This is a genomic window from Chryseobacterium defluvii (assembly GCF_003634775.1).
Classification (GTDB): Bacteria; Bacteroidota; Bacteroidia; order Flavobacteriales; family Weeksellaceae; genus Chryseobacterium; species Chryseobacterium defluvii.
Genome location: NZ_RBXB01000001.1, coordinates 320,083 through 345,438, shown reverse-complemented (window position 1 = coordinate 345,438; position 25,356 = coordinate 320,083). Strand labels below are relative to the sequence as shown.

The window sequence follows — 25,356 nt, the reverse complement described above, 5'->3', positions numbered from 1 at the left end:
CTATATTTAAAAAATTAATTTGAAAATTTTTTATAAGCTTTTGCGAGCTTCTCATCATACTTATTGGCTTTATAACCTGGTCCATTATAGACTTTCGCAAAACTTTGCCAGTCTTTCCTTCTTAACTCATCGGCCAACCCACTATTAATAACGAAATTTACAAACGCTTTCAATTGTTCACCCTCACTTTCTAGCATTGCATTAATGAAGCCTTGAAGATCTGGGAACCCCGCTAATTTGTAATTGAATCCCATGATCTGGAATAAGCCATAAGAAGCTGATTTTAATGCAGCTTCACGATTAATTTTTACCGCTTGTTGAAGTCTTGAATGTTCAGCCTGGCCGCCTTTGTATTTTGATTTATCCCATTTCGGGTATAGTATATTTTCATTTCCGGAAATATACTTATTGGGATCAATTCCTCTTTTCTTAAGTTCACTCCAAAAGATATGTCCTTCAAATAGAATTTTTACTTCTCCGGAGGAAAGAAACCCGGATCCTGAACTCTCAACTTCCCGGACAGCTTTAACTGTTGCTACATCTGTTTTTAGTAATGCAGCAGCTTCTTTGTAATTTTGTTCTGTTAATGTTTTCATCTCTTTCTGTAATTTCTGAAGTAAATAAATAATGCTATAAGTATTAAAGCAATTGCTCCTAAAACGCCAATTAAACCAAAACTCCAAAACGTTCCGGTAGTGGTAGTAACTTCTTTTGCTGAGTTATTAATCTGCTTTCCGGCTTTCTTCAAATTTTCTTCGTTGACCATATTTTTCGCCAATTCTTCAAGCTTATTGTTTGATTCTGAACTTGAATACTCCTTCTTTATATGATCCGATTTCGATGTTTTGGTTTTTATCGATACATCTGCATTCCCGGTAACTTTAATAGCTTGTAGAGTATCTCCGTTTTCAATGTTGTAGATTTCAATCGGTTTATCAGCTTCAGCCTTACCTTTAATTTCAATGTCGGTTTGGATTTCTTTTTTCTGATCAACCAAATCAGTCTTTTTTGTTTCCTGTTTTTGTTCAACTTTCTCAATTTTATTTTCTTCTTTTTTTTCGGAAACTACATGAATTGTTTCTAATTCTGAAGCTTTGGTTTTCAAAACTTTTTTCGATTTACATCCAAGAATAAGGAAGAAACTAAGTATTATCAGTATTGTTCTCATCTTTCGTAATTTTAAATTCGTTGATATCTGCATTCTCTTGGAACCTTTCTAGTTTTTTCATCCATCCGATCGGTGGAAATTTACCTCCTGTTAAAATGCTCATGTTTCCCATAGCGGAGCCAGCCGGCCATATAAAAACTATAAATTGAATAAGTATCTTGAAATAATCAGCAATGAAAGGAATTCCTTTGAAGATTTCATGTATCATCACAAACAAAGAATAGCCGGCAATGCAGATACTTATTTTCATGACAAACCCCATTGCATTTTTTTTGAAAGTGAAATCTTTTTTCACGAAAGCATGTACAATTGTTCCCAGAATATGGTCAATTGCGATAGCATAAAAGACAAAGATCATAAACCATTGATTCACGATATACCACTCTGAAAGGCCTTCAAAAATAGACACGAAAATAGCGGGAACGGCCGCAATTTTAAAGGCAGCTATAACTTTGTCAAAACCCACCCCGGAATGAATACAATTGAGATTGTTGACAAAAAAGCGTAATATTTTAATTAATATTTTCATTTTTTTTTAATTTATGTAAACCAATTAGTTAATAATCCATTTCTTACTTCTACGAAAATTGTATTTCCTCCAGCTGTTTCCATTTTAAGGGTGCCATTATAGCCATTTTCACCTTGAACCCTGATTCCACCATTTGGAATATCAAGTGCTAAATTTCCACCGGTTCCATTTCTAACATCAAGAGAAATTCCTGTGTGAAATGTGCCGTCAGATTTCGTGTTGACGATAGTTAACATTCCAGATCCGCTATTTTGTAGACCCGATAATTGAGCAAACTTTCTGCTGTCTCCTGCTGATGTATAATCACCTACCACAATCCAACCTTGTGGCGATTCAAGCCCATCTGAAGTAATTGTAAAGTATTTATTTGTGATCACACTTCCGAATGTACCTGCATAAGCATTGATAGTTCCAGAAAAAGTACCGGATGTTGCATTAATTACACCTGAAATATCAGCGTTCTGTGCTATCAATTTTCCGTTATGCTGAACACGGAAAGGAGCCGTATTTCTGTTTATATAATTTGCTCCTGCCCCAAATCTTATGCTAGTTCCGGTGGTGTCACCTACATCTGTTTTTCCGGAAACGAAAGCATTTTGAACAGTTCCGTCCCCAACCTCAATAACTTCAGACATCAGCACACCTCCGTCAATAGAAGTAAAGCCGTCTGACCCGCTTAGAAATTTGATTTTAGCCTTTATTTCTTGCGTATCAAGATTAATGGTCATTTGTCCGTCCAAAGAGGAAATAATACCAGTTCTGATCAAACCACCGTTAATAGTTGTGGTTCCAACGGTAATTGATAAAACCCTTACATTATCAACAACTGAATGCAGAATCCCTATTAGGAAATAATAGTCGTTCGGATCCGCATCGAACTTAATTTGATCTTTCGTGAAAACTATGGTGCCGTTTGTTCCTGTTTTACTGCACGCTGCATACACATATCGGTAATCATCATCCGGAATTGTTTCTGTATCTTCTGCGATCGTCCATTCTTTGTCAAATGTTTGAGAATACACAATACCCGGATTTACTTTAACCTTATTTTTGTCGTTTTCAAACATCACGTAGAATACAACTGAACAACTAATTTGCTGTGATTTTGCCCCAACTGATAGCATGTTTGTTTCTATCGAGTTCGGCCGGATATTTTCCGGGTTGAAATAATCATCGGTGTCAAAAACAAGGTTTTTAAGTTCTTCAGTTGTCTTTAAACCCAATTTTGAATAATTAATTTGCCCTAGATTTGTAATAGACATTACATTCTTGATCTCTTTGATATCCAAAATTAATTGTGACGCATAGTTGATTTCATAAGAATCAGCTATCACTATTTTTGTCCGGTACTGGTTCCATTCTCCATTCTGAATAAAATCTATAGTTTCCTGATTTACCCGCAAAACTTTATTTATTTTCAGTGGCTCATCAATAATCCGGATATAATCGCCAATATCAAACTTTCCTACTCCGATTCTCTTCATGTATTCGGGATCAACTTCCATCGAATATGAAACTTTTGCGTTTTTGTGCAGCTCGAACTGTTCTATTCCTTTTTGAAGCAATTCGTTTTCTGCATTATCGATGTAAGATTGCGGCATATTAATATCTAATATCACATACTCATCACCAACGGAAAACTGAAAAGCAGCAGAGTTTTCATCCGGGAAACTTTGACCCTGATCATTTTTGAAAGGAATAATTTCAAATGATTTTGTGTTATGGTCATAACCGCCTTTTTTTATCTCGAACTCATACCCTGCAAGATTCCCGGTGTTAAAATGAACTTTAGCAGAAGTACCCGCAACCAAGTATTTTGTTGACCCATCCGAATTTTTAGCATTCAGGTCAAAATCCATTGTTGTATCAAAGAATTTGAATTTTGTTCCTCCAAGTCCAGTTATTTTACCAGTTCGATGCGGGTAAACATCATCAAAAGTAATTGATCCCTCTTTAAGTCCAAATGAATAGACTGAAGCTTGATCTTCTATATAATCTGAACTAGGGAGTTTTAGTTTAGTGCTGAAATTACGGTATTCATTCGGTATGTTCTGAGATCCTCCAAAAACATACAGCCTATTAATAATATCATTCTCATCAACATTAGTCCTTGAAAGAGAATATAATCCTTTCCCTTTTCCGTACTCGAATTGAACCGGAACCGTCTTGCCATAATTTCCAGTATGAATAACAAACTTATTATCTTCAGCTTTAATCCAGAAATCTGTTTTAAATTCATTACAAATCTTTTGCAGAGCAGAAAGGCAATTATCTTCGCTGAATGTGATAGTTTTTGTTTCTCCATTGGTGAAATTCCCTATCTCCCAGTTTGAGGCAAAACGCCTCATATTGTTTCGAAGAACAATGAGGAAAGTTTCTATTGTTCCGATTAGCGGAAATTCGAGATCCGGCCCAAATCCGGTAGCGTCTGCGTTGAAGTATTTACATCTCAACAAATCGAACATTAAACCCTGAGCAATAATATTGTATTCATATTGAGAATTACTTTTTTTATCTACTGCAGGTAGAACATTGATTCTATAAACAGACCCGAAAAGAATGAAATAATCGTTAATTCGTATATCCAATACAGAAACAGAATTCAATTTAATTGAGATCGAATCATCAGATAATAATACCCGATTTAAAGAAGCAGACTCTACTGTTCTTTTCCCCCTTTCAATTAAATTGAAGATTGGATTTCCGTTTCTGTATATTTTTATGTTATTCATTTATTAAGCTATTTCAAAAGGGACAATTCCAGCTAATTCTTCCTTGGTTCCATCAAACTGAGCAATTCTTATCTGGCAAAATAATTGTTCCTCATCAGCCGGAGCACCCGGTCTGATATTTTGGGCTAAAACATAAGAAAGGTATGTTTTCCCATTTTCTTCGTAAACCTGCGGTGTTGCTACCTGGTCGCAATTATAGGCGTTATAAAAATCCAATTCATCATTAATGTCTAAAACTTTCTTTTTGTTCACCCAATTAATTGGAGCCCCGGTATCAAAACATTCTGCATAGAATAGGGATGTTGGAGCAACATTAGTGATACTAGGACCAGAAGCAGGTTCGAAAGCAGCATGGTAAAAACACATCCATCTATCTTCGTTTGCGGATCGTAGCAACTCTGGACCACCATACATTACACCGGAAGTTACTTCTAAGCTATTCAACACCTGAACCATTTCCCAGCCGCTTTCAAAGTTCAACGATCTTACTAAATAGGAGATCCAAACGCCGCCTACCTTTCCTTCAACTATACCGTAATAATAATTACCTTTCTTTTCAGGATAAATTGAAATATTAGCCAAATACGGAATAGTCCCACCCGGGATGAAATCCCCTACATAATTAAAGTCTAAACCATTTGAGCTTTTGAAAATTTTACCTCCAGCACTTGAAGCTGTATAATCCATTGCGGCAAATACGTATACATAATCACCCACAACACCAACCCAACTACCCATTGCCCGAGTTACGCCTGCCTTGTTTCTTAAGCCCCCAATTACAACATCATTTGTATATTGGGAATATCCACCATCAGCCCTGTTTGATACAGCTACAGCAATTCCAGATTCTATAAAAACATCTGGTGTTGATCTTGCAGCTGTGTAGTATAAATAATATTTTCCTTTAAACTTGATTATTGATTGTTCGGCCGGGATTTTAAAATATGGGTTGCCTGCCAATAAATGATCACTTATTTGATAACCTTTAGCCGGGAATAATTTGTCTTTTATACCTTTTAAATTGAAAGGGTTCTGGTCCAAATTCCATTGTGTTATCCTTTCCACGGAAATATCTCGATTCCAGAAAGCAATCTTTTCAAATGATTTTCCATTTTGCTTATTTAAAATAAAATTGAATTGAGTTGCTTTTTTGTTTTTGTTAAGCAGACCCATTCTCTGACCATCAACATAAACATTTATGAAGTATGCATCCGATACGACAACTATTTTTACAGTTTTATTCCCATAATCAAAACTTGGTAATGCGTTTACCTGTGTTCCGTTAATGTTAAATGCTATTGTAGGAGTTCCTCCGGCATAAATATTAATAGTTTGTGATCCCACATTTAATGTTGCAATAGCTTCATTTCCCGAATAAACATTAGGGAAATTAACAGTAAAGCCAAATGAATATGCGTAATCATTGTAAGGGAAATTTCCAGTAATAGCCGAACCGGTAACTGCAATTTTATTGTTGTCAAGAACATCCTTTTCTACCGGAAGATTAAAAGCTGATACAACGCCATAGTCTATATTTCTTAATTTTGGTTTAGAAAAGGTATTTAGTAAGTTAAGGTCTGAAGTTCCAATTTTCGCTCCTATTTCATCTAGATTAACATTAACAATTTTCTCAAAGGTGTTAACTTGTCCTTCAACAGAATATAGTTCGATTGCCAAATTTCCGTCCAAAACAGAGCCATCATCGGTTACATACTGTCCACCTGTTCCGTCTTTAAAACAAAGGCTAGCCGTTGAAGTAGCTGTATTATAACCCACAAGATCGGCTGGCTCAACATCCAAATCAATAGGAAATTCATTCCATCCAGCAACTAAAGGAATATTTGATGCGAATTCGGATTTAACACCTGCTCGTTTTAAGGTAAAATCTCCAACTCCTGCAGTTGCTACTTTTATTCTCACTTTAGTAATTGCGTTGGATTCTGTTATCTGTTTAATATAAATTGAAGATCCAGCCCCAGGTGCTATATTTTGAGTAAAATTAATACTAGAAACATCATCAGTTTCTAAAATGAACGTTTTATACTGGTCAGCCTCTTGATCAAATTGAGCCTTTGTAAAAGAACCTAAAGAAGCAACAAAATCCGCTCTTGTCCCAATGTTTCCCTGGTCCAACCAATCCTCATAAGCATCTTTACCTTTTACTAACTCCCTTTCTACCTTTGTCCAAACTGAGCCTTTTTTATAAAATGTGGTATCATAGCCTTTTTTAGCTCTAAGGTTTCCTGCGTTTGCGTAAAGTGTACCCCAATCTGTTGGATCTATATCTTTATTATCTTCAGAAGAAACTTCTGGCTCATAAGCCCCATCATCTGTTGGTGCGGGATCTGATGGTTTTATAGTTCCTTGAAAATTTGTTTCAACAACATTCATCATTTCCGTTTTTAAAGCTGATAATTTCTGCTCTATTTGGGGTTTAGTATTAACATTCCCTTCAATTCCATTTTGATCAATTGTAGCGTAATTTGATGGCGGAACTGTATCCGAAATATTTATAATTACTGTTTCTGGCATTTTATTTAATTTTTTAAGTGTTATATTTTATTCCAAATTATCTCGGCTTCAGTTGATAGATTTTTAATATCATCTACATTGCCGGCTATGATGATTATTTTTTCTTTTCCTAACATATTTTGCCACTCGCCAATTACTTCGGCGGTTTCAATTCTGGGATCGGTGAAAGTTGATCCTGAAATTTCATTTCCTTCGGTGTCAAGAACTTTGAAATAGAACTTTGAATAGGTTGATGCATCTAACTCTTTAACCAGGCTAATTTCATTTTCACCAATAGCTCCGGAAAAAGTTTCACTGATTGCAACAGCGTGATATGTGTTATCAGGCTTCTTTCCTATCAAATACATGTTCATGTCTTTTGCGGAAGAAAGCGAAACCTTCAGGGAAAATAGATAATGATTCAATCCGGAAGGGATTACATATAATTCATAATAATTATTGTTTATGGCACTTTGCTGAATGATATTTATTCCAGATCCTTGATAAGACGGGGCTGAATAATCTTTAGTAAAACTTACATTTCCTCTTCCAATTAGTTTTGTGCCGTCTCCTAGGAAAATTTCTGTTTCAGATGAGCATTCGTATGAAAGATGAAATGTATCAAGATTTGTTTTAAGAATTTTTTTAATCGGATTGGGTTCAATTAGAATTAAATTGAAAACACCTACCATATTGCCTTGCTTGAACCTTTTTTCTATTTTAATTTCTTCCATCATGTAAACTTCATAAGGAAGTACCTTAAATTCGAAAGGTTCAATGTGAAGTCTTTGGGTACCTGGTTTTGAAAATTCTTTGATAAGGAAATCCTTAAAATTATCAAACATTATCTCCCAGTTATCTCCAATTATGAAACATTTTAGTTCAAATTTTCTTTCTTTATATTTAGGAGAGGTAAGATCTGGAGATAGTCCATGGTATTCAGACCAATCATATTGTTGTATAGGCTTTCTTTCCAGAGAGTCTACAATACCATTTGATTCAGAAACATACACCCCAAAATCTTTAAAATATTTACCGTTTAAATAATATTTAACCTCATTCATTTTTATTAAAGTTTGAAGTTTGAACTTTTACATTTCCTATGGTTCTAACATTTAAATTATCATAACAAAAAACCCGAACTGAAGCGTTATCATAAGATTCAACTTCAAGCTCAGCACTATCTAAAATATTTACCAATACAATTGCATTTCCTATAGCCTTAATTTTAACCTTTGATTCATGCCTTATAATAACCGTAGAAACATTAAATGCATCATAATATAGACTCACTTCAGATGAGCCAAAAAAGGCACTATTCTGTTCGTTTTGTTTAATTCCTTTATAATCCGTATATAGTCCATATTGATCAGAAATACCTTTAAATCTTCTCAAAGTTGATAAATCAGGAAAATTATTTTCCATAGACCAATCATCACCATCAAAAAACATCTCACAAAGGTTTTTGATAGAAAGATCGGTAGACATTCTTTCCTTACATTCCGGCGATAAACCTATTTTTTTTGCCATCCTAAAAATTTCTTTTGTTTTCATTATGGTATTCCTGCTAATTGATTCTTTACTTTCGAATTCAGCTCTTTTATTTCCTTATAAATATCTTTTAAAGGTCTAGTATTAACTTCAATTTGTCCTTGGACCTGAAGTTGACTTCGGAAGATATTCTGGTTTATTTGATGGATTTTCAAAATCTCTACAATATTTATCCTCACAGCATTAAATTGAGCCTCTAGCGCACCCGCAGTTTTTTCAGTTATGCCTTTAATGTCTCCTTTTAATCCTTGAGCGTTTTGGGAAGCAGATCCGAAAAGATCTTCATATTGTTTTAGAGCATCCATGTACTGCTGCATTGCAGTTTCACCTAAAGCCTTAATCTTTTCTCTTTCTTCAGGAGTTAAACCATCAAAAGACCCTGAAATATTAGATTGTGCAATCTGAGATTTTAAATCGTTTATTTGTTGTAATAATTTTTGTTTTGCTGCCTGTAGAATTGGTTTTGTTTGAAAATTGGCTGTTGTAATTTGCTGGTCAATGTTATCAACCTCATTCTGCAATTGTTTTATCTTGGCTTCAGCCTCAGCATTACTTGCATTTCCAAACCCCATTGAAGAATATAATTTATCAACCATTTGTTGAACAGCAGGTTCCAAAATCTTAATTCTTAAAGCATTGGCAACTGCATTTCGCATTACATCTTCTACCACCTTGTCAAATGCTTTTGCGGCATCTTCCCCTTTTCCAAAAGCCTCTATAAGGGCATCTGCAATCCTCTGTGATAAATCTTTAAAATCAGTAGTAGTAATTGAGTTTTTGAAATTATCTACTAAATCGGAGATCTGAGAATTTATATCTTTTATTTGTTGATTGTAGGTGGCGATTTTATCTTGGTCAGACTTTTTCTTCTCTGACTCTTTACTTCTCATCTGGACAAGGATTCTTTGCTGTTCTTTTAAATTGGCAATTAGCTCCCTTTGCATTGATAAAGATTCTTCTCCGGCAGTTTTTTCAATTACCTTCTGAAGTTCTTCGTAGGAAGATTTAAGATCATCAACAGCTCTTTGCCATTGCTTAATCTCTCTTTCTCTTTTTTTATCACCATTCAACAACTTGACCATAGCACTGATAATCTGAACAATACCAGAAAGCATTTGCCCATAATTTCCGGAAAAATAACCAGCAATAACATTTACAATTCCATCCACCAACTGCTGAACATCCTTAAGAGTAGATTGTAGTTCTTCTGACATTCCACCGAATGCATCAGTAACACCAGATACGAACCCAATCATAGTAGATGCTGCAGCTCCTGTAGTTTCAATGATTTCATTGAAAGTTTGATTTGTTTCTTCTAATTTTAAAAGATACTTGTCACTATTTTTTCCTGATTGTTTTTCTACATCATTAAGCTCTTTTCTCTTTTGTTTATATTTATCTATGGCTAACGATAAGGCTAAAAAAGGATTTCTTGAAGAAAGTGTTTCATCAATACTGATTATCTGATCCTGAATGGTTTTTATTTCAGTAGCATTAAGATTTTTGTTTGCTTCTAAATAATCTAATAACCCCTTTTTCAATTTGAGCAAAGTTTTAGGGCCAATATTTGACAAGTCTCCAAAGGCTTTAATCCACAAATCTGTTTTTTGGAAAAGTTCCAGAGTTAAATCAGATATTTCTTTTTGTTCATTTTTATAAGATGCATCAAGGAGCCTTAATCTTTCAGGTTGAGTGAAAGAATTGTTTTCACCTATTTTTTTTCGGATAAGCTCATACTTTTCAGTAATTACATTTTTTTTCTGCTCGAAAGTCTGCTGTTCATTCAAGAAGGTATTATATAGTTCCTGCTGTTGCTGTAGAACATTTCTCTTTTGCTCTTCTAAATATTTTTTTTGTTCAAGGAATGGAGCAGAATTACCTTCTTTTTGAAATGCTTTATCTTGTTGATCTTCCAGGAATTTCAATTGTTCAATTAATGAAGGGATAGTCTTAATAGCATCGTCAATACCACGCTTAAAATTTTCTAAAGGGGTTTCAGTACCATTTAAATTATCTATTTCTTTTCTAAGGAAAATTATATTTGCTTTTTCCTGATTTGATAATATTCCTCCATCATTTTTCCTTTTCTCCAAAGTCTCAAGTTCTTTTTCCAGGTGTTCCAAGTAATTTTGAGATCCTTTTAATAGATCTTTATATTGAGCATCAGCAGATGCTTTACCATAGAACTCAACCATTTTATAGTAGTTATTCCATTGTCTTTCTGCCTCAGATATCCTTTCTTGAAAAGTCTTATAACGAAGTGATTCTATTTTGTCATTAATTTCACTTATACGGTTATAAGCCTCTTCGGTACTTATTACTTCACCTGTCAAATAAGGATTACCGCTTTTATCTTTGTCATTTCCATATTTATCAAGCTTTCTTAATTTTACTTGACCATTTACAGCAACATCGATTGCATCAGAATATAGTTGAGCCCTTCTTTGTAGTTCTTTGATAGACCCTTCCGGAAGAACTTCGGCGAGTTGTCGATTGTCTTTTTTTGTTTTATTACTAAGTAAATCCTGATATTTCTCAATAAGAGACATATTTTGGATCCATTTTTTTGATTGAGGAACTAGATCTTTATTTGCTTCCTGAAGTCTTTTAATTTCTTCTTCATACCACCTTTGTGTACCTTTATTAGGACCAGAAGGTTTTACACCTTCATTTATTTCAGTTTCAGATATATTGATTCCCTTTTTAGCTAATGCATCTAATTTTTCTTGTAATAACTTTTTTTCATCTTCCTTCTCTTTTACGATTCGATTAACCCTTTCCTCTTTTCTCTTCTTAAGACTCCAATGGAAATCACTATCAAAATCCGTAAAATCATCCCATAGATCCCCAAAACCAAATTTGCCTTTATTGTTTTTTAGATCTTCAATATCAGAATCAAGCCTGCCAAGCTCATTAACATATCTTTTTGCTTCGGCTTCCAACTTCAGCATTGCGATATATTCTTTTATCATTTCGGTAGCTTTACCTGTTTTTACAGCCTCAGAGTCAAGTTGATCTAAACGCCCATTTGTAAGTGAGTGAATTTGTTTTATTGCAGATGCCTTTTTATCTTCTGAAGCTGTTTGATCTTCAATAACTTTTGTGAGTGCCTTTATTTTAGATTCTTGTTCTGTTATTGTTGCAATTTGGGTTTTAGCATCTTCATTCATTCTGTTTTGTGATTCCTCAGCAACCGTAAGTGCAGTGCTATATTTATATACGGCAAAAGCTAAAGCCGCTATTAAGGCTGTGGCAAGTGCATAAGGATTAGCAAAAAGTGTAGCGTTTAGAAATGCCGCTGCTCTAGCCGCTGCAGTCATAGCGATGGTGTTAGCAACTTGGGCCATAGTCAACCTTTGTGTAGCTATAGTATTGGCGGTTTTGGCAGCTGTGTTTGCAACTTCGGATGCTGTTTCAACATTTTTAGTAGCTGAGTTCAATGCAGTAGCTGTAATTTCCAGCTCCTTCTGGGTATTATAAAATTTAGATGCCGTTGTTAATGCTGCTTTTCTAGCAATTTCAGCAGATTCCTGTGCTGCAATTACAGTATTTTGTGCCTTTTCTACGTTTCTAGTGGCTATATTTATCTGGCGGGCTGTTCCAGTTGTTCTTATTGAAGCAAGTTCAGCTTGGGCAGTTGATAACTGAATCCTTGCATTTGCAAGAGCCTGTGCTCTTTCAGTTGCCAGGGCCACCGCTTTTTGTTTTTTAACTGCAAGCGAACTTATCTCTGCTTGTAATGTTGCATATTTTGTTGATAACGATACTTTTTCAGCTTGTGCTTCGGCTAGTGTTGCAGCAGTTTGTTTTTGAGTAATCAAAGCCCGACCCAATTTCATTCTCTCAGAAAATGAAAGTAATCCTATTTCAGTGGCTAAAGTCTTATTCGCCATAGATTGAGCTGCAGCTGTAACAATAATAGCCGCTTTGTATGCTCCATAAGAAACTATTAAGGTTTGTACAGCATTAATTACAGCATCATATCTCTCAACCAACATTGTTAACTGTTCTATGCTCCCATACAAAAACCCTTCATTAGACTGACCTATTTTATTCAACATTTGATCCCACGCATCACCTAGATTCGCTACTTTTCCAGAAAGTGAGGCAGATTGTTTTTCCATTAATTCGAAGAACATTCCACCTTCATTTGTCATTTTGAATAAAACATCCTGAACATCTTTAAAGCCAATTTTACCGGCAGAAACCATATCTGAAATTTCAGATTCAGATTTTCCAAACTTTAGAGCAAGTTCAGTTAACATAGGGATACCTGCTTCAGTAAATTGAAGAAGCTCCTGACCCATTAACTTATTTTTAGCTTTTACTTGTCCATATATAAGATTGATTCTTTCCAATGGAACATTAAGCCCAGCCGCTATATTTCCCAATCTTGTTAAAGTATCTACAATATCTTTTGCTGGGACTTGGAAGGCTAGTAATTGTTTGGCTCCTGATGATACATCCTGTAGAGAAAATGGAGTTTTTGCAGCTAAATCAACCATTTGTTCCATAAGCTTTTTTGCTTTATCGGAACTTCCTAACATTGTTGAGAATGCAATCTCCGTTTTTTGGAATTCACCTCTTACATTGATAAGTTCTTTTGTAAATGAAAATAATGATTGAGCTGTAAAATACCCTCCTATTGCTGTACCAAGATTCCGGAAATAGCCATCCATTACCTGGGTTTCTTTTTGAGCTACACCCGATACTTCTTTTATACCATTTTTTATACGGTCAATACCCCTGTCAAAATTATTGACTGTTAAAAGGGCATCAAAATGTAGGGCTCCTTGGTTCATTTTTTATTCTGCTGGTTAATCTTTTGAATGTATTGAGCAAAGTCCGTTGAAGTTTGAGGGCTTAGCTCTTTGATATCTTTGTCTTGACTTTCGTCTTCGTTTTTTTCTTTATATTTTTGATTTGGCAGGTCATAAAGCATTCTTAGAAGGACCGGCCATGGTATTTCCCACATTAATTCTTTGTAGGAAATTTTCAAAGTCTTCATTGCGAAACCTAAGGTTCCGAAGATAGACTGGAGACCTGTGTTTTCCCATCTACCAGACTTGTCTCCTTCGGACTTTTCGGATTCGGTTTCGTTATCGTCATTTGTCCTATCAGACTGATAGAGGTAGTAAAATTTTTAATGTCGTACATCTGCAATATTGCCACGCAGATTTTTAGAGCTTTAGAAGGATCCAGTTTCCATTTCAAGTATACCGAAAGAATTCTTGTGAAAAGCTTAATTTTCCATTTGTGATGAAGAATACATACTGCAATAAAGGACATCAAAGGTTTAATGTTTTTTTCGATCTCCTTAAAAACCGATGAATTATCATCACTCAACAGGTTAATTTTTAGATCGAGTGCGTACTTATTTGCGTGGGAAATTGTTCCAAAAACTAAGGGTTTTATTTCCCATTTTCTTTTTCCTATATCAAAATAGAATCCTCTATGTATTAGCTCATCAGCTTCTTTCTTTTCAGCTTCTTCTTTCGAAATATTATTTCTTAAGAATTCATTGAATATTTCATCCGGATTTTCCATATTTTCAAAAAAACCACCCACTAACAAAAGAAGGTGGTTTCATTTAGTTTAATTTCAGTTGGTTTATTTTTCTCTGTATGTCATTGCCTCCACACCAGCTTTTGTAGGAGCCTGAACAGTTACAACAACTTTCATTGTTAAAACATTTTCAGTCCCAATAGTTCCGCCAAGTGGGGTTGCCAGTACCTTTCCGTTTACAATGTCAATATCATATCCGGCTTTGGTTTCTACCGTGAATGATTTTTCAATCACTTCTTTAACCATTGGTGGAGAATAGCTTTTCTTAGTTGTTACGGGATCCGTTACTACTTCACCTCCCGCGTAATAAGCTTGTGTCTCTAATGACGGATTTGCGACCTCAAATGTCAAAGTTGTTTCAGCATCGTTTTGTCCTATTGCTATTCTTTTTCCTTTTTCTTCGGTTTCAATCCAGTTGATTGTTTCATCAGTTGTTTCCAGAACAGCTGTCCCCTTTAGGGTTTCATCATGTTCCGTTAGGGTTGTTCCCATTCCCCCATCCGCTGCAATTGCCCCGGAAAGAAGTCTTGTAATACCAAATGTAAATGCCATTTTATTTTTGTTTAATTATTTATAGTTCGAGTTTGTAATCTGATAACAGAAACATGTTCATTTTTACCATCCACTTTATAATCACGCTGATATTCTATTTCCAGATTTGTTTTTTTTGCTTCTATGTAAATTTCTTTTACTAATGGAATAAGGAGCTTTGTAGCATTATTTAGGAGAGCTGAATCAGGTAAATAACTTGTTCCAGACTGGATGTCAGGTGCATAAATGTTTATTAACACAACTGATGGCTGTAAAACAGTGTTTTCAACCTGAAGAGATCCTATCACTATATCTGATTTTTTGGAGTCAAATAACCTATTGTCTATAAAAACGTCGCCATTAATGATAGATTTAATATTACTGGACTTTACAATATTGTAAACAATTGTCTTTAGTTCAAACGTTGTGATCATGATCTTCTTCTCATTGTATTTACTATGCTTTGTGCTATTTGATTAATACGGGATGTCGCAAGGTTTTTGGCTGGATTTAGAACGTCGAGATGGTTTACATCTTCTACATAGCTCGCATAATCCATTCCAGCAACGACAATTACCGCATATCCGTTTCCAAAGTCTTTTGCAAGTTCTTTAGCATAATCTTCTCCTATTTTTTCACCAGATTCCTCTGATTGTTTTGGGCCCGATGTTCCACCAGTAAAAATTGAATTAATAATATTTCCATGCTTTACCACTACATAGCCTATTGAGTTTCTAAGATTACCGGTTTGATCCTGATATGTATCTAGGTTTTTTGCAAGATTTACGCACTCCATTCCCAGATAATTAAGATTTCTGATCATTAGCTGATCCAAAGTTTCAATTCTCTCCTGTAAATAGGAATTAATCTGGGCCATGTTTATTCTTGGTTCTATACCCATAATCTGCAATGCAATTGAGCTTCAACGAATCTTAATACTTTTCCGGTAGTTCGTACGAAATCACCTTTTCTTACTTCAATTTTGCTGTTTGCCTCTATTATTGGTGTCCCTAAGGGCATTACAACTTTTGAAGAATAATTTGTCATTTCTCCGCTTTCTGTGAAAATAACACCTTGCTGTACGGCTACTTCATCTCTACATTTAGAGTGGTAAACCCAATTTTCAGTAGATGGTATAGGATATCCGGTTTCAGGATCAATTCCCCCACCGGTTATTTTCAACACAAAAAGATCGTACGGATATTGCATTACGCTAAAAAGCTTATGTCTTTTACTTCATCTTTTCCCTGGGTAATTAGATTTGGAATTCCAAGTCTTGAACACTCGATCGAATACCATGTCTCTAATGCTTTTCGATCCCATTTTACAGAATAGCTGTCTTCTGAAATGTCAGGCTTAACAAGTAACTCAAGGACTATTTCTGTAAAAGCTATATCCATTTGGTCTGGTTTATCAAGATCGCCAGATTCTGTAATTTGCTTTGAAGCAAAAAACACGTCGAGATCTTCATCACTCATAGTGATAGACAAACGTCTCAACTTACTTTGGAAATAGTCCTTATTCGTTACTGCCATGATTATGCAAATGCTTTAGTAGTAGATAACAAGTAGATGTACTTGATTGTATTAACAACCGGGAAGGCATTAAGCTCAGCTTTAGTCCACTCTTTGAAAGGTTCATTCTGGTTCCATTTAGAAATCAATGTTCTACCCTTTTTAGCGTAAATAACATTGTTTACCGGCTCCATTTCTTCCATCGCAAGAGCATTCTTTATCTCACCTAATTTACCATCAGGAATAAAGGCAATATTAGAACCCTCGAAAGGCTTGATAATTGTAGGTGTACCATCTTTTTCTACCGGAACTCTAATATCTGTAACCTCAAATAATGGAAGCTTTGCAGCCGTCATATACTCATTGATACGATCAATTGTCAACGGAGCAGTTTGAGAATTTCTCGCTGCTGCAGATAATCCAAAGAAAGTTCCAACAGTATCTTTTACCTCTTTAGACTTCATAAATTGAAGCAATGTCGCTCCATCAATCAGCATTTTCGCAAAGGAAAGACCTTTGTCTGAAGCAGAATTTACTAGATTAACGATATCTGTGATCGGTTTTGAATTTGTTGCGTCACTCCAATTCTCAATAGCGTTTACCTTATTGGCTGCGGGCATCTTAAGATCAATATCTCCGACAACAATACCATCCGGATTATTATCTTTTGTGATGGTGATCTTACCTGTAGAAATAGCCTGAGCAACTGTTAAGTCAATTCTCTTATCAACTGCTTCAGTAACATATTTCATATCATCCCAGATAAGCTTTAAGGCCTGATTCTTTTTCTCCTGATCCTTGATACCTTTCATTTCTTGAAGAACCTTATAATTTCTATATTGTTCTTCATCAAGATCACGCATCACTTTGATTGGTGGTATTTTACCATTCATTGCCTCCAAAGTCTCACGGCTTCTTAATGGAGTTTCACCATCACGAGTAACATATGATGCAGCAGGAGTAATTACAGAATTTCCAAGTACTGAGCTATATGTTAACGAGATTTGTGGAAGTGCAAAATCGAAATATTGAATATACCACGGAGTGTTGAATTTCTCTAATCTCGTATCGATCATCATTTGTAGTGTGTCAGCATCTGCTACACTACCGAAAACGGTTATTTCTTTTGCCATTTTGTTTAATTTTTAGGGATTAACGAGATTCTGAGAAAATGATCAGTGGCAATGCTTTTTTATGAGCATCTTCAATTTCCGGTGTTACTCTACGTGCATATACAGTTCCTCTCAGAACTACGTCTACAGGCGCATTCGCTTCAATCTTAACGTCAGTATACAAAAGACCTTTTGCATCTGATGTTTCGTTCGGAGCTGTACCTGTTAAGGTTGCTTTTTTAGCCTTTCTGGTTTCTTCATCAAATACCATCGGGGTTCCTGCGGGAATTGTTTCTCCTACAGTTAGCCCGGTTGCATCCAAAGTAAAACCACCTCTGGCCATTTCCAATACTTTTTGGAAAATAGGGACCGTTCTTGATCCTTGTGTTGAAGTTGGTTCTAAATATCCCATTTTGTTATTGTTAATAGATTATTTGCTCTAAAAGGCTTTATTGAACTCTTCAATATCAGACTTCTTTTGAGCAGATGTTTGATTTCCAACTGAAGTAACAGGCTTATAACCTTCTCCGGCAGCCGCTTCGGTTCTACTTTGTGTAATTTGAGAATATAATTCACCTTGTTTTGCGATGAATTCTTCTATTTCCTCTTCTTTTTCAAAGCTTCTACCCATCATTACAGATTCGATTTCCTGCTCGGACATTTTTAAGCCTTTCAATCCTTCAATTACTTTTTCATTATTGGATTTTACAGCTTGTGCTGTTTGAATTCCCTGAACAGTTTTTGTAAGATTTTCGATTGCTGCAAGCAAAGGGTCGGCTTTTGCTTTTTTAGATGGTTTCCCTGATGCTGGTTCTGGCTCGTGTTCGTCAGCCCCATCATCATCATTGTCATTTCCTTCTTGTTCTTTCTTTTTCAAAGCTGCCTGAACTCTGGAATCTGCTTCAGACTGGAATGTCTTTGCAAGCGGTTCAAATAGCTTACACTTTTCATTTATATCCTCTTCTGTTGCGTTTTCTTCAAGAGAACCCATAACAGTATCAGATAATACCTGCAAAGCCTTTGTAGAAAGCCCATTTTTAAGGAAGAACTTTTTTACAGTTGGGTTAATCATAATGATAAAAAATTTTTCATAAAATTATGATTTAATTTACCTCCAATGGAGGTAAAATTATTTATATTTGTAATGGGATTATATAAATAAACTTCATAATTTTTATTCAATGAATAAATTCAAGATCAATATTTTATATCAAAAATTATTAATAACTTTTTCATGAAATCAAAAACGATATACTTTATAAGATTTTTTGAACCTGTTGAAGGGAAAACCGAATATTTCTTTAGCACTATTTCATCAATTTTTAATAGATTTGATAGTACTGTTATAGGATATGCAAAACAAACTATTTACCAGAAAAGCCTTAGTGTAGGTGAATCATTCGGAACAAAGAAATGTGTTATAAAAAAAGAAAATATGAATTAATTCTAATAAACAATGAATGCAAAAGAACTTAGAATAGGTAATTATACTCGTGATAAATTAAATAAAACAACATACGAAATAAATGCTAGAAGCTTATTGTATCTAGTTGAATGTGAAGAATTACAAAAAGAATTTTCAATCGAACCAATTCCAATATCTGAAGAATGGTTGTTAAATACTGGTTTTGATAGAATTAATATTCCATATATTGACTCTGACGAATTTGAAAACTATCAACTATATCAAAAACATGATTTAATATTCATGCATCTTAACAGTGTAGTTTATTTGGTGCATATCGGGCCGGCTTACGATGAAAGCGTACAAATATACATTGTAGGTGATAAATATGGGTTAAAATATGTCCATCAGCTCCAAAACATTTATTTTGATTTGATCGGTGAAGAACTAAAGTAAAGCACCATGAAACTAAAACACATTATTACTGGATTAGAGGGCGTTTTTGTTAGGGAAATACCTTATTATAGTCAATTTCACCCCTATATTAGGTGGATTATTAAACTTGATAATGATAATGGAAAAGAATACTTTGCTCCCAAAAATGAATTCACAATAATTTAACTCATCACCCAATCTTTAGTTAGTAGAATATTGTTTTATCTTCATTCTGATCAAAACCTATTGTTTTAACATTATATAGTTCTTTTTTATTTATTTCAGTTAATATAAGCTGCATTTTATTAAGGCCCGAAGATTCTTCAAAGCGAAATATTTCAATAATATCTTTGATTTCAGTTTTCAACCAATTAGAATCAGATATGACTTCTAAATTTTCTATACTTGCATAATTACCCAACCTTTCAACAATAATTTTCATATTATCTTTTTTTAAAAAACAAATTAAAAATAAACATAAAATGATCAGGATCTTTCATGTAAAAAACAGTTGGATTTCTGTACATTTCTTCAATCCCCATTGAATATATCTCAGTTGCTGCAATACCTTTATAAGAAACTACACTATCAGCATCAGCCTTATAATGCTTACCTACATAAGGATTGAAAAATCCTCCTTCTCTATACATCTCGTTCCCATTGAAAGCCTTGTTAACATCATCTTTTAAATATTTAAATTCTCCTCCTTTAGTTCTTCTTTCTAAAAAGTCAACGGACTTTTTAAGCATCGACTCATCAAGTTCAATTGAATGTGCTAATTCGTGCATTATTGTATATTTAGATGAGGATGTGTTAATATTAACTGTTCGACCTATTGAATCAAAACCTTCCCTACCTGAAGTTTTTAAAAATGCTATTGTTTTATCATCATTGTATCCTTTTGTTAATTTCTTGAAATCATTTACAATATCATCAACCAAATTTCCCCCTCCATTAATTTTCATTTTTGTTTCCCCAGACAATTCACTTATCAATTTTTTGAATTGTAATTCCCCTTCATCAAGTATTTGTTTCTTTTTGGCATTAATAAGATCATTTAACCTTTTTGGACCACCATTTAAGGAATCTGATTTTTTCTTGATAGATCGGAAATATTCGTCCTTATCTAAAAGCTTAATTATTTCATCTTGCTTTTTCTTTGAGTTTTTCTTTTTGAAATCAGAGTAATATTCGTTAACTTTTTTCGCCTCAATCCTTCTCTCTTCTTCCAGAATATCGTATTGTGATTTTAAATTTAATATATCATCATTAATCATTTTGTAATGATTTACCCTTTCTAAAATGAACTTAGGAATATCTGAATTATCAGAACTATCTTTTAAAATTTTTGTCGTTTCATTTTGTACATAATTAACAAAACGTGGATTATCCCTAATAAAGTAAGGTTTTACCTTTGCGTTTTCGATTTTATCTTTGTTGTCTTGTATCCATGAGGAAAACGCTTTCGGAACTTCTTTAACCTCATTGACGCTACCTAAAGGTTCTTTCCCATCCCAAATGAGCTGATTATCTCTTTCCATTTCTTCCCACGTCTTTAAAATTGTGATGCTGGTGCACCGGCACATAGGATGCCATCCAATGAATTTAAAATCTTTTGGATATTCTCCGGCCATTGCTTCACAGAATGGGCAATGGTTAGGGTTATTAGAAAGCTTTATCTGGATTCCTACAACAAAATCAAATTCCTGGTATTTTTGATAATTAGCTTCGTGGTAAGCCATATTATTTTCGGTCCTTGTAAGTCTTTGAGCGTTTTTGGCTGAAGACCTATACACACCTTGTCCCGGATGGTATGCCTTTGCCGCTTTAGATAAAACAAGGTTCCCGTGTTTATCTCTCACTCGGCGAAAAAGCCGGTCAGGATCATTAAGGTTTGATCGGAGTTCCCGGGCCAACTTTGCAGCAGATTTACCTTCTCCTATTCCGACATCCAAACCAAGTTCTATTTCAATACGGAACTGATCTGAAAGCTTCCAAACACGATCCGAAAGATTCATTCCATTCTCTTTCCTATTTTTAAACGCTTTTAGGGCCTCTTTGTTAGGATTGGTATATTCTTTTACCCTTTCCTTAGAAAGATTCAATTTTGAGGCTATTTTGTTGATGAAATCAGTTTGTTTTGCTTCTGCAAATTTCCAACTTTGTTCAACTTGGGCAAAAAGCTCAGCTGTCACATTTTTTGTAAACTGTTCAAAAAGTTTGTTTGCCGATTTGTCAAGATCCGGATAATCAGAAAAGGAAAATAATTTCGTGGCTTTAATTCGGCCTATAGATTGAAGTGATGTGATTTCATCAATAAGCTTTTTATAAAGAGAATTTATTCTCCTTACATTGTATTCACCTCTTCGGAAGTGTTTTGAATCAAAATTATCATCGTGCAGGTTGGCCATTGTCTAAATTATCCAGAATTTCTTCAAAAATCATTTGTTGCAGATAAGCATAAGCTTCTTCAGAATCTTGGGAAAGGGGGATATTTACCCTTCTCATAATAAAACTTGATACATGAAAAGTTTCATGAGCTAAAATTGAAAGCCAAAAATTATTCTGATTTGGTTTCTCATTAAAAAGCAATATTATTGATCCTGATGTATGCTGTATTGTTGTAGCCTCATGAAAGACTGTATTCTCAAACAAATTTTCAATTTCTGATTTTGAATAATATTTTGTTAGGATCTTCTTTCTTTCTTTTGAGCTTCCTCCAATAATAACTAAGATATCAGTTTTGTAAACTGACACATTTATTTCAAAGTTGATCATTATAATTCATTAGGGTTTCCGAATACGCTTTCAGTTTTGGCAGCTTCTTGTTCAGCCTGAAGCACAAGCCAATCTTCAGATGGTGCTAATGTCGACAATTCAGCTGAAAGTTGTTGAGATATCAAAGGTTTATTGCCATTGGCAGTCATAAGAGTTTCAACCCATTCTTTCGTGTCCTGGATCATGTACGGCTTAATCACTGGCTCCAGTTCCAACCTGTTAGAAGCTTCCAGAAGAGAAGTATTGAGAAGTTTGCCTACATATGCTTTTAAGATGTTGTATCTACGGGTAAAATAATCCTCCCAAATTTCGGCCTTCTCCATTACTTTTAAATGAGCATCCATAAATAGCATTTTGAGCATGATTCCGGAAACCTGGTTCAGTCCTTTAACTTGTCGGAATAGATCTGGAGTCTTTGTAAATTTATGAATGTTTTCTAACCTTGTATCGATTTCTAATCTAACAGATTCCGGTGCAGCATCCCAAGATATAACTTTCATATCAGATTCAGGTCCTCCTTGTATTGACTTGTTAGCTTCTCCAGCCTGAGGCAAACCTGTTACCTTTCCTTTTACAAATGTAGTTGGTGCAGCATGATAATCATTTATTTCAGCATGACGGGATAAAAGCAATTCTAATCGCTCAATATCATACTTTACATCCTCATATTCTGTTTCTTCTTGACTGGCATAGACAATAGGTATTTTTTGTATAGGATTTTTGCCGGCTCCTTCAATTGGGACAATTTCCCATCCATTCTCTCCTTTCATAAACCTTACTACATCTGTGTCCGTGAATGTCTCAAAATATTCGACTGCTTTTTTTTCTGAATTTAATAAGGAAAAACCCCTGGAGAATGCTATCATATCATCATATTCATTAAACATAGGATATAATGTATCATTCTTCCAAGGAATAAAGAGCTTTACTTTAATCCGGAAACTACATTGAAAACCATAGTCTTCATGCGGTTCTGACTTCTGATAATACCAATATTCTGCTATTTCTGTTGATCGATAAAGTTCTCTAGCTGCCTGTCTATTTTTAATATCTGCTTTATTTTGAAGTAAAATTTTCTCAATTGCTTTCTCTACAATCTCTTCTTGTGAACCAGATTCAGCATTGCTTTTGATGGTAATTGGATTACCAAAACCGAATGACACTGCACTGTTTACAATATATTTTTGAACGGGCATTGCTATACGGTTGACCTTCTTTGTTTTTATGACTTTACCTTCAGGATCTTTTACCTCTTTATTTGGAAGGAAATCATTATCAATTATAGTCCTATGTTGCGAAACCTTCCATTCCTTTTTTAAATCTTCAATTTTCGGCTTTTCTGTTTTATCAACTCTCAAAGCATTTATTTGCTCTTCAGGAGTTGTTTTTCCTGTGATTTCTTCTATGTTCATGGGTGTATTTTTTCTATTCCTTGATTTACTTTTTTTATAATACCTGATGGTGCTTTATGGTGGTCGAAATACTTTTTCAAAATATAATCAAAACCACAACGTCTCATGATCGCGTAATGCTTTCCGCAAAGCCAAATAATACTTGATGTATCCATCCAATATTTTGGAGTGTTTTTATGAGCTCTTTTGCTATTTCTATTAAGAAAAAACAAGGGTGACAATCCATAATCACGAACCGTTGTCCCTCGATTACAATTTTTACAACAACATTCCCATTTTAAAACATCATAGGGTAGAGAGTCTAGCTGTTCTTTTGTCAATGATAATATGTATACTTTTTCGTCCATTACCAAAGTATTCCTTCTAAAGCTCCAGGATTAACAGGTGGTTCAAATGGATGGAAAGTGTTCGCTAATGCGTCAAATTCATCCGTAGACCGTTTCAAACGTTTCTTTATGTCTTCTTTTTTTTCAATTTGTATTTTCCCATTAGATTGGAAGAAATATTTTATTTCGGTAGCCTCCTCCATAAATGTTTCTGAAGGCGGTAACATAGCATCATGCCTGTTTTTAGGGTCTAACCATTCCCGTACCTGCCAGAAAAGATAAGCTCTCATATTGAGAAATGAATACTGCTCAGTGCTGTCTTTAAGTTCATAGCCTCCGAATTCTGGTTTTGATGAATATTTACAAGATATTACTCTTTCTTCAAAGCCTAACTCAACTAACCTGGAATATACCCCTGCTCCTTCTCCAATGGTGTCAATTGAGGCGGTTGCCTTTGCGTCTGATCGAAGAACATTAGCGATCTTGCCTGCTTCTTCCATGTGGTTCGCCTTTCCGGCTGAATGTTTAATTGCAAACTTTTCAACATAATTACCGAACCGGAAGCAATCTACAGTGTTATCCCGCCCCATCCCGGCAATATCTGAACCAAGCATCAGATTATTTTTCTTTTTATAGTCTTTATTCGCTTGTTTCTGGTACTCAATCCAGCGTTTATTTGCGAGTTCTACCCATTGCTGAGGGATAAGGGCGTCTTCCGATACTTTTGGGAATTTTCCAAGTATTTTGGCCCTGCATAGATCATTAGGGCGGTACCATACACCTTCAAACTCAAAATCATCTTCTTCTGTAATGACATCATTAGCCGAAATGATGGTACACCACTCATTTAATTTATCTTTTATCCATAAATAATCAACCTGCCCGGGAATGATCATTTTCTTTTCAACAACATTCATGGCATTCAGAGAATTGAGGCTAAATTTCTCCCATCTTCCTTTCTTTTGAGAATTAGCAGCGTAGCCGGTGGACACGTTAGGGTTGAATACTATCAACATTCGAGAGTTTCCCTGTAGGTTTCCTTCTATTGCGTTGAAAGTAGCTTCTGAAATACCGGTAGCTTCAGTAACAACAAACATGGTATTTACTGCGTGGAACCCGGTCCAAGCTTCAGTGACATTATCATCAGCCTTAAAGCCCGTCAAAAACCACTCATCCCAATCCGTACGGATATCATTGCCTACAAGACGGCCCGGGAGCTGTATACCCTTGCTTAATGCGTTATTGTAAAGCCTTGAAATTTCAGGCTGCATGATATTCTCTACCTGTCTTCCAGTGGGAGCGGTCAAAGCAACCTTTGTATTATGAATTAACTGGCCGTTCTTCCATTTCGGTGTCAGATACATGAAGCACATTGCAGCAACTGCGGAAACGAAGTCTTTCCCGCGGGATGTTCCTGACATTACGGAAGTGCGGGGATTGAATTGAACAGATTCAATGATCTTTTTTTGTTCCGGATCCAAGTGTGCTCCTAAAACTTCAAAGGCGAACTTATTCCAGTCCGCTCTCCACTCACTAAATTTGAGCATTGCCTTTTGTTGTGCCGCTGTGTTTGACATTTAGTCTCTAGGTTTTAACTCTTCTTCAATCCTCTTTAATTCGCTGAAGAATTCATCATCATTAACTTCAATATCTTTTCCATTCTTCATATAGACAGTAGACGTATCAACATCTTTTGAAACAGATGTAGTTACATGTGATATTTCTCTAACGTCTAGCATTGTTTTCTTGAAATTATAAGACACAATTATGAAATATTTTTTATCCAT

27 protein-coding genes are annotated in these 25,356 nt (G+C 34.9%); 2 read left to right on the top strand and 25 right to left on the bottom strand.

The features are described from left to right. Nucleotides 1-14: 14 nt before the first annotated feature. The 18 genes from BCF58_RS01615 to BCF58_RS01535 all read right to left on the bottom strand — a co-directional run bounded on the left by BCF58_RS01615 (nucleotide 15) and on the right by BCF58_RS01535 (nucleotide 18,285). Nucleotides 15-596 (bottom strand): N-acetylmuramidase family protein, encoded by a 582-nt coding sequence (locus BCF58_RS01615; protein WP_121460055.1) that lies wholly within the window; start codon nucleotides 594-596, stop codon nucleotides 15-17. Continuing rightward, the gene (locus tag BCF58_RS01610; RefSeq protein ID WP_121460054.1) at nucleotides 593-1,168 is read right to left on the bottom strand and encodes a hypothetical protein; all 576 of its coding nucleotides are present in this window, start codon (nucleotides 1,166-1,168) and stop codon (nucleotides 593-595) included. The genes BCF58_RS01615 and BCF58_RS01610 overlap by 4 nt, the downstream gene beginning before the upstream one ends. Then, on the bottom strand, nucleotides 1,143-1,697 hold the full coding sequence (locus BCF58_RS01605) for a hypothetical protein (RefSeq protein WP_121460053.1): 555 nt from the start codon (nucleotides 1,695-1,697) through the stop codon (nucleotides 1,143-1,145). The genes BCF58_RS01610 and BCF58_RS01605 overlap by 26 nt, the downstream gene beginning before the upstream one ends. Nucleotides 1,698-1,708: 11 nt before the next feature. After that, nucleotides 1,709-4,429, bottom strand: a complete 2,721-nt coding sequence (locus tag BCF58_RS01600) for a phage tail protein (protein ID WP_121460052.1) — start codon at nucleotides 4,427-4,429, stop codon at nucleotides 1,709-1,711. 3 nt (nucleotides 4,430-4,432) lie between these two features. Continuing rightward, nucleotides 4,433-6,961 (bottom strand): hypothetical protein, encoded by a 2,529-nt coding sequence (locus tag BCF58_RS01595; protein ID WP_121460051.1) that lies wholly within the window; start codon nucleotides 6,959-6,961, stop codon nucleotides 4,433-4,435. Nucleotides 6,962-6,981: 20 nt separating this feature from the next. Further along, nucleotides 6,982-8,004, bottom strand: coding sequence for a hypothetical protein (locus tag BCF58_RS01590; protein WP_121460050.1), 1,023 nt, complete (start codon nucleotides 8,002-8,004; stop codon nucleotides 6,982-6,984). Beyond that, nucleotides 7,997-8,494 (bottom strand): hypothetical protein, encoded by a 498-nt coding sequence (locus BCF58_RS01585; protein ID WP_121460049.1) that lies wholly within the window; start codon nucleotides 8,492-8,494, stop codon nucleotides 7,997-7,999. The genes BCF58_RS01590 and BCF58_RS01585 overlap by 8 nt, the downstream gene beginning before the upstream one ends. Next, a complete protein-coding gene (locus BCF58_RS01580; protein WP_121460048.1) occupies nucleotides 8,494-13,293 on the bottom strand; it encodes a tape measure protein in 4,800 nt (1,599 codons plus the stop codon). Before BCF58_RS01580 ends, BCF58_RS01585 begins: the two co-directional genes overlap by 1 nt. After that, complete coding sequence (locus BCF58_RS17255; protein WP_147462006.1) at nucleotides 13,290-13,499, bottom strand: hypothetical protein; 210 nt, start codon at nucleotides 13,497-13,499, stop codon at nucleotides 13,290-13,292. The genes BCF58_RS01580 and BCF58_RS17255 overlap by 4 nt, the downstream gene beginning before the upstream one ends. Nucleotides 13,500-13,507: 8 nt before the next feature. After that, entirely contained in the window at nucleotides 13,508-14,038 is a 531-nt protein-coding gene (locus BCF58_RS01575) for a hypothetical protein (RefSeq protein WP_121460047.1), read from the bottom strand. Between the two features lie 63 nt (nucleotides 14,039-14,101). Beyond that, nucleotides 14,102-14,608: a hypothetical protein gene (locus BCF58_RS01570; protein ID WP_121460046.1), complete on the bottom strand. Its 507-nt coding sequence runs from the start codon at nucleotides 14,606-14,608 to the stop codon at nucleotides 14,102-14,104. A gap of 11 nt (nucleotides 14,609-14,619) precedes the next feature. After that, nucleotides 14,620-15,021, bottom strand: coding sequence for a hypothetical protein (locus BCF58_RS01565; RefSeq protein ID WP_121460045.1), 402 nt, complete (start codon nucleotides 15,019-15,021; stop codon nucleotides 14,620-14,622). Beyond that, the gene (locus BCF58_RS01560) at nucleotides 15,018-15,488 is read right to left on the bottom strand and encodes a hypothetical protein (protein ID WP_147462005.1); all 471 of its coding nucleotides are present in this window, start codon (nucleotides 15,486-15,488) and stop codon (nucleotides 15,018-15,020) included. The genes BCF58_RS01565 and BCF58_RS01560 overlap by 4 nt, the downstream gene beginning before the upstream one ends. Next, the gene (locus BCF58_RS01555) at nucleotides 15,479-15,796 is read right to left on the bottom strand and encodes a hypothetical protein (protein ID WP_121460043.1); all 318 of its coding nucleotides are present in this window, start codon (nucleotides 15,794-15,796) and stop codon (nucleotides 15,479-15,481) included. The genes BCF58_RS01560 and BCF58_RS01555 overlap by 10 nt, the downstream gene beginning before the upstream one ends. Beyond that, a complete protein-coding gene (locus BCF58_RS01550; protein ID WP_121460042.1) occupies nucleotides 15,796-16,122 on the bottom strand; it encodes a DUF6706 family protein in 327 nt (108 codons plus the stop codon). The genes BCF58_RS01555 and BCF58_RS01550 overlap by 1 nt, the downstream gene beginning before the upstream one ends. Nucleotides 16,123-16,124: 2 nt before the next feature. After that, a complete protein-coding gene (locus tag BCF58_RS01545; protein ID WP_121460041.1) occupies nucleotides 16,125-17,234 on the bottom strand; it encodes a major capsid protein in 1,110 nt (369 codons plus the stop codon). A gap of 19 nt (nucleotides 17,235-17,253) precedes the next feature. After that, nucleotides 17,254-17,625, bottom strand: a complete 372-nt coding sequence (locus BCF58_RS01540; RefSeq protein ID WP_121460040.1) for a hypothetical protein — start codon at nucleotides 17,623-17,625, stop codon at nucleotides 17,254-17,256. 27 nt (nucleotides 17,626-17,652) lie between these two features. Continuing rightward, nucleotides 17,653-18,285 carry a hypothetical protein gene (locus BCF58_RS01535; RefSeq protein ID WP_121460039.1) on the bottom strand — a complete coding sequence of 211 codons (633 nt, stop codon included), beginning with the start codon at nucleotides 18,283-18,285 and terminating at the stop codon, nucleotides 17,653-17,655. Between the two features lie 162 nt (nucleotides 18,286-18,447). Here BCF58_RS01535 and BCF58_RS01530 point away from each other — a divergent pair, with 162 nt between their 5' ends. Together BCF58_RS01530 and BCF58_RS01525 are read left to right on the top strand one after the other, a co-directional pair. Further along, entirely contained in the window at nucleotides 18,448-18,657 is a 210-nt protein-coding gene (locus BCF58_RS01530) for a hypothetical protein (protein ID WP_121460038.1), read from the top strand. Between the two features lie 12 nt (nucleotides 18,658-18,669). Beyond that, nucleotides 18,670-19,074 (top strand): hypothetical protein, encoded by a 405-nt coding sequence (locus BCF58_RS01525; protein WP_121460037.1) that lies wholly within the window; start codon nucleotides 18,670-18,672, stop codon nucleotides 19,072-19,074. Between the two features lie 184 nt (nucleotides 19,075-19,258). On the opposite strand, the gene BCF58_RS01520 is transcribed toward BCF58_RS01525, so the two are convergent. From BCF58_RS01520 to BCF58_RS01490, 7 genes are read right to left on the bottom strand one after another with little or no spacing between them, the layout of a single operon-like run. Beyond that, nucleotides 19,259-19,495, bottom strand: a complete 237-nt coding sequence (locus BCF58_RS01520; protein WP_121460036.1) for a hypothetical protein — start codon at nucleotides 19,493-19,495, stop codon at nucleotides 19,259-19,261. A gap of 1 nt (nucleotide 19,496) precedes the next feature. Continuing rightward, nucleotides 19,497-21,464, bottom strand: coding sequence for a hypothetical protein (locus tag BCF58_RS01515; RefSeq protein WP_121460035.1), 1,968 nt, complete (start codon nucleotides 21,462-21,464; stop codon nucleotides 19,497-19,499). Beyond that, nucleotides 21,445-21,831 carry a hypothetical protein gene (locus tag BCF58_RS01510; protein WP_121460034.1) on the bottom strand — a complete coding sequence of 129 codons (387 nt, stop codon included), beginning with the start codon at nucleotides 21,829-21,831 and terminating at the stop codon, nucleotides 21,445-21,447. The genes BCF58_RS01515 and BCF58_RS01510 overlap by 20 nt, the downstream gene beginning before the upstream one ends. Then, nucleotides 21,831-23,243 carry a phage portal protein gene (locus tag BCF58_RS01505; protein ID WP_121460033.1) on the bottom strand — a complete coding sequence of 471 codons (1,413 nt, stop codon included), beginning with the start codon at nucleotides 23,241-23,243 and terminating at the stop codon, nucleotides 21,831-21,833. Before BCF58_RS01505 ends, BCF58_RS01510 begins: the two co-directional genes overlap by 1 nt. After that, a complete protein-coding gene (locus BCF58_RS01500) occupies nucleotides 23,240-23,590 on the bottom strand; it encodes a hypothetical protein (RefSeq protein ID WP_121460032.1) in 351 nt (116 codons plus the stop codon). The genes BCF58_RS01505 and BCF58_RS01500 overlap by 4 nt, the downstream gene beginning before the upstream one ends. Further along, nucleotides 23,590-25,146, bottom strand: coding sequence for a hypothetical protein (locus tag BCF58_RS01495; RefSeq protein WP_228434705.1), 1,557 nt, complete (start codon nucleotides 25,144-25,146; stop codon nucleotides 23,590-23,592). Before BCF58_RS01495 ends, BCF58_RS01500 begins: the two co-directional genes overlap by 1 nt. Continuing rightward, complete coding sequence (locus BCF58_RS01490) at nucleotides 25,147-25,356, bottom strand: hypothetical protein (protein WP_121460031.1); 210 nt, start codon at nucleotides 25,354-25,356, stop codon at nucleotides 25,147-25,149.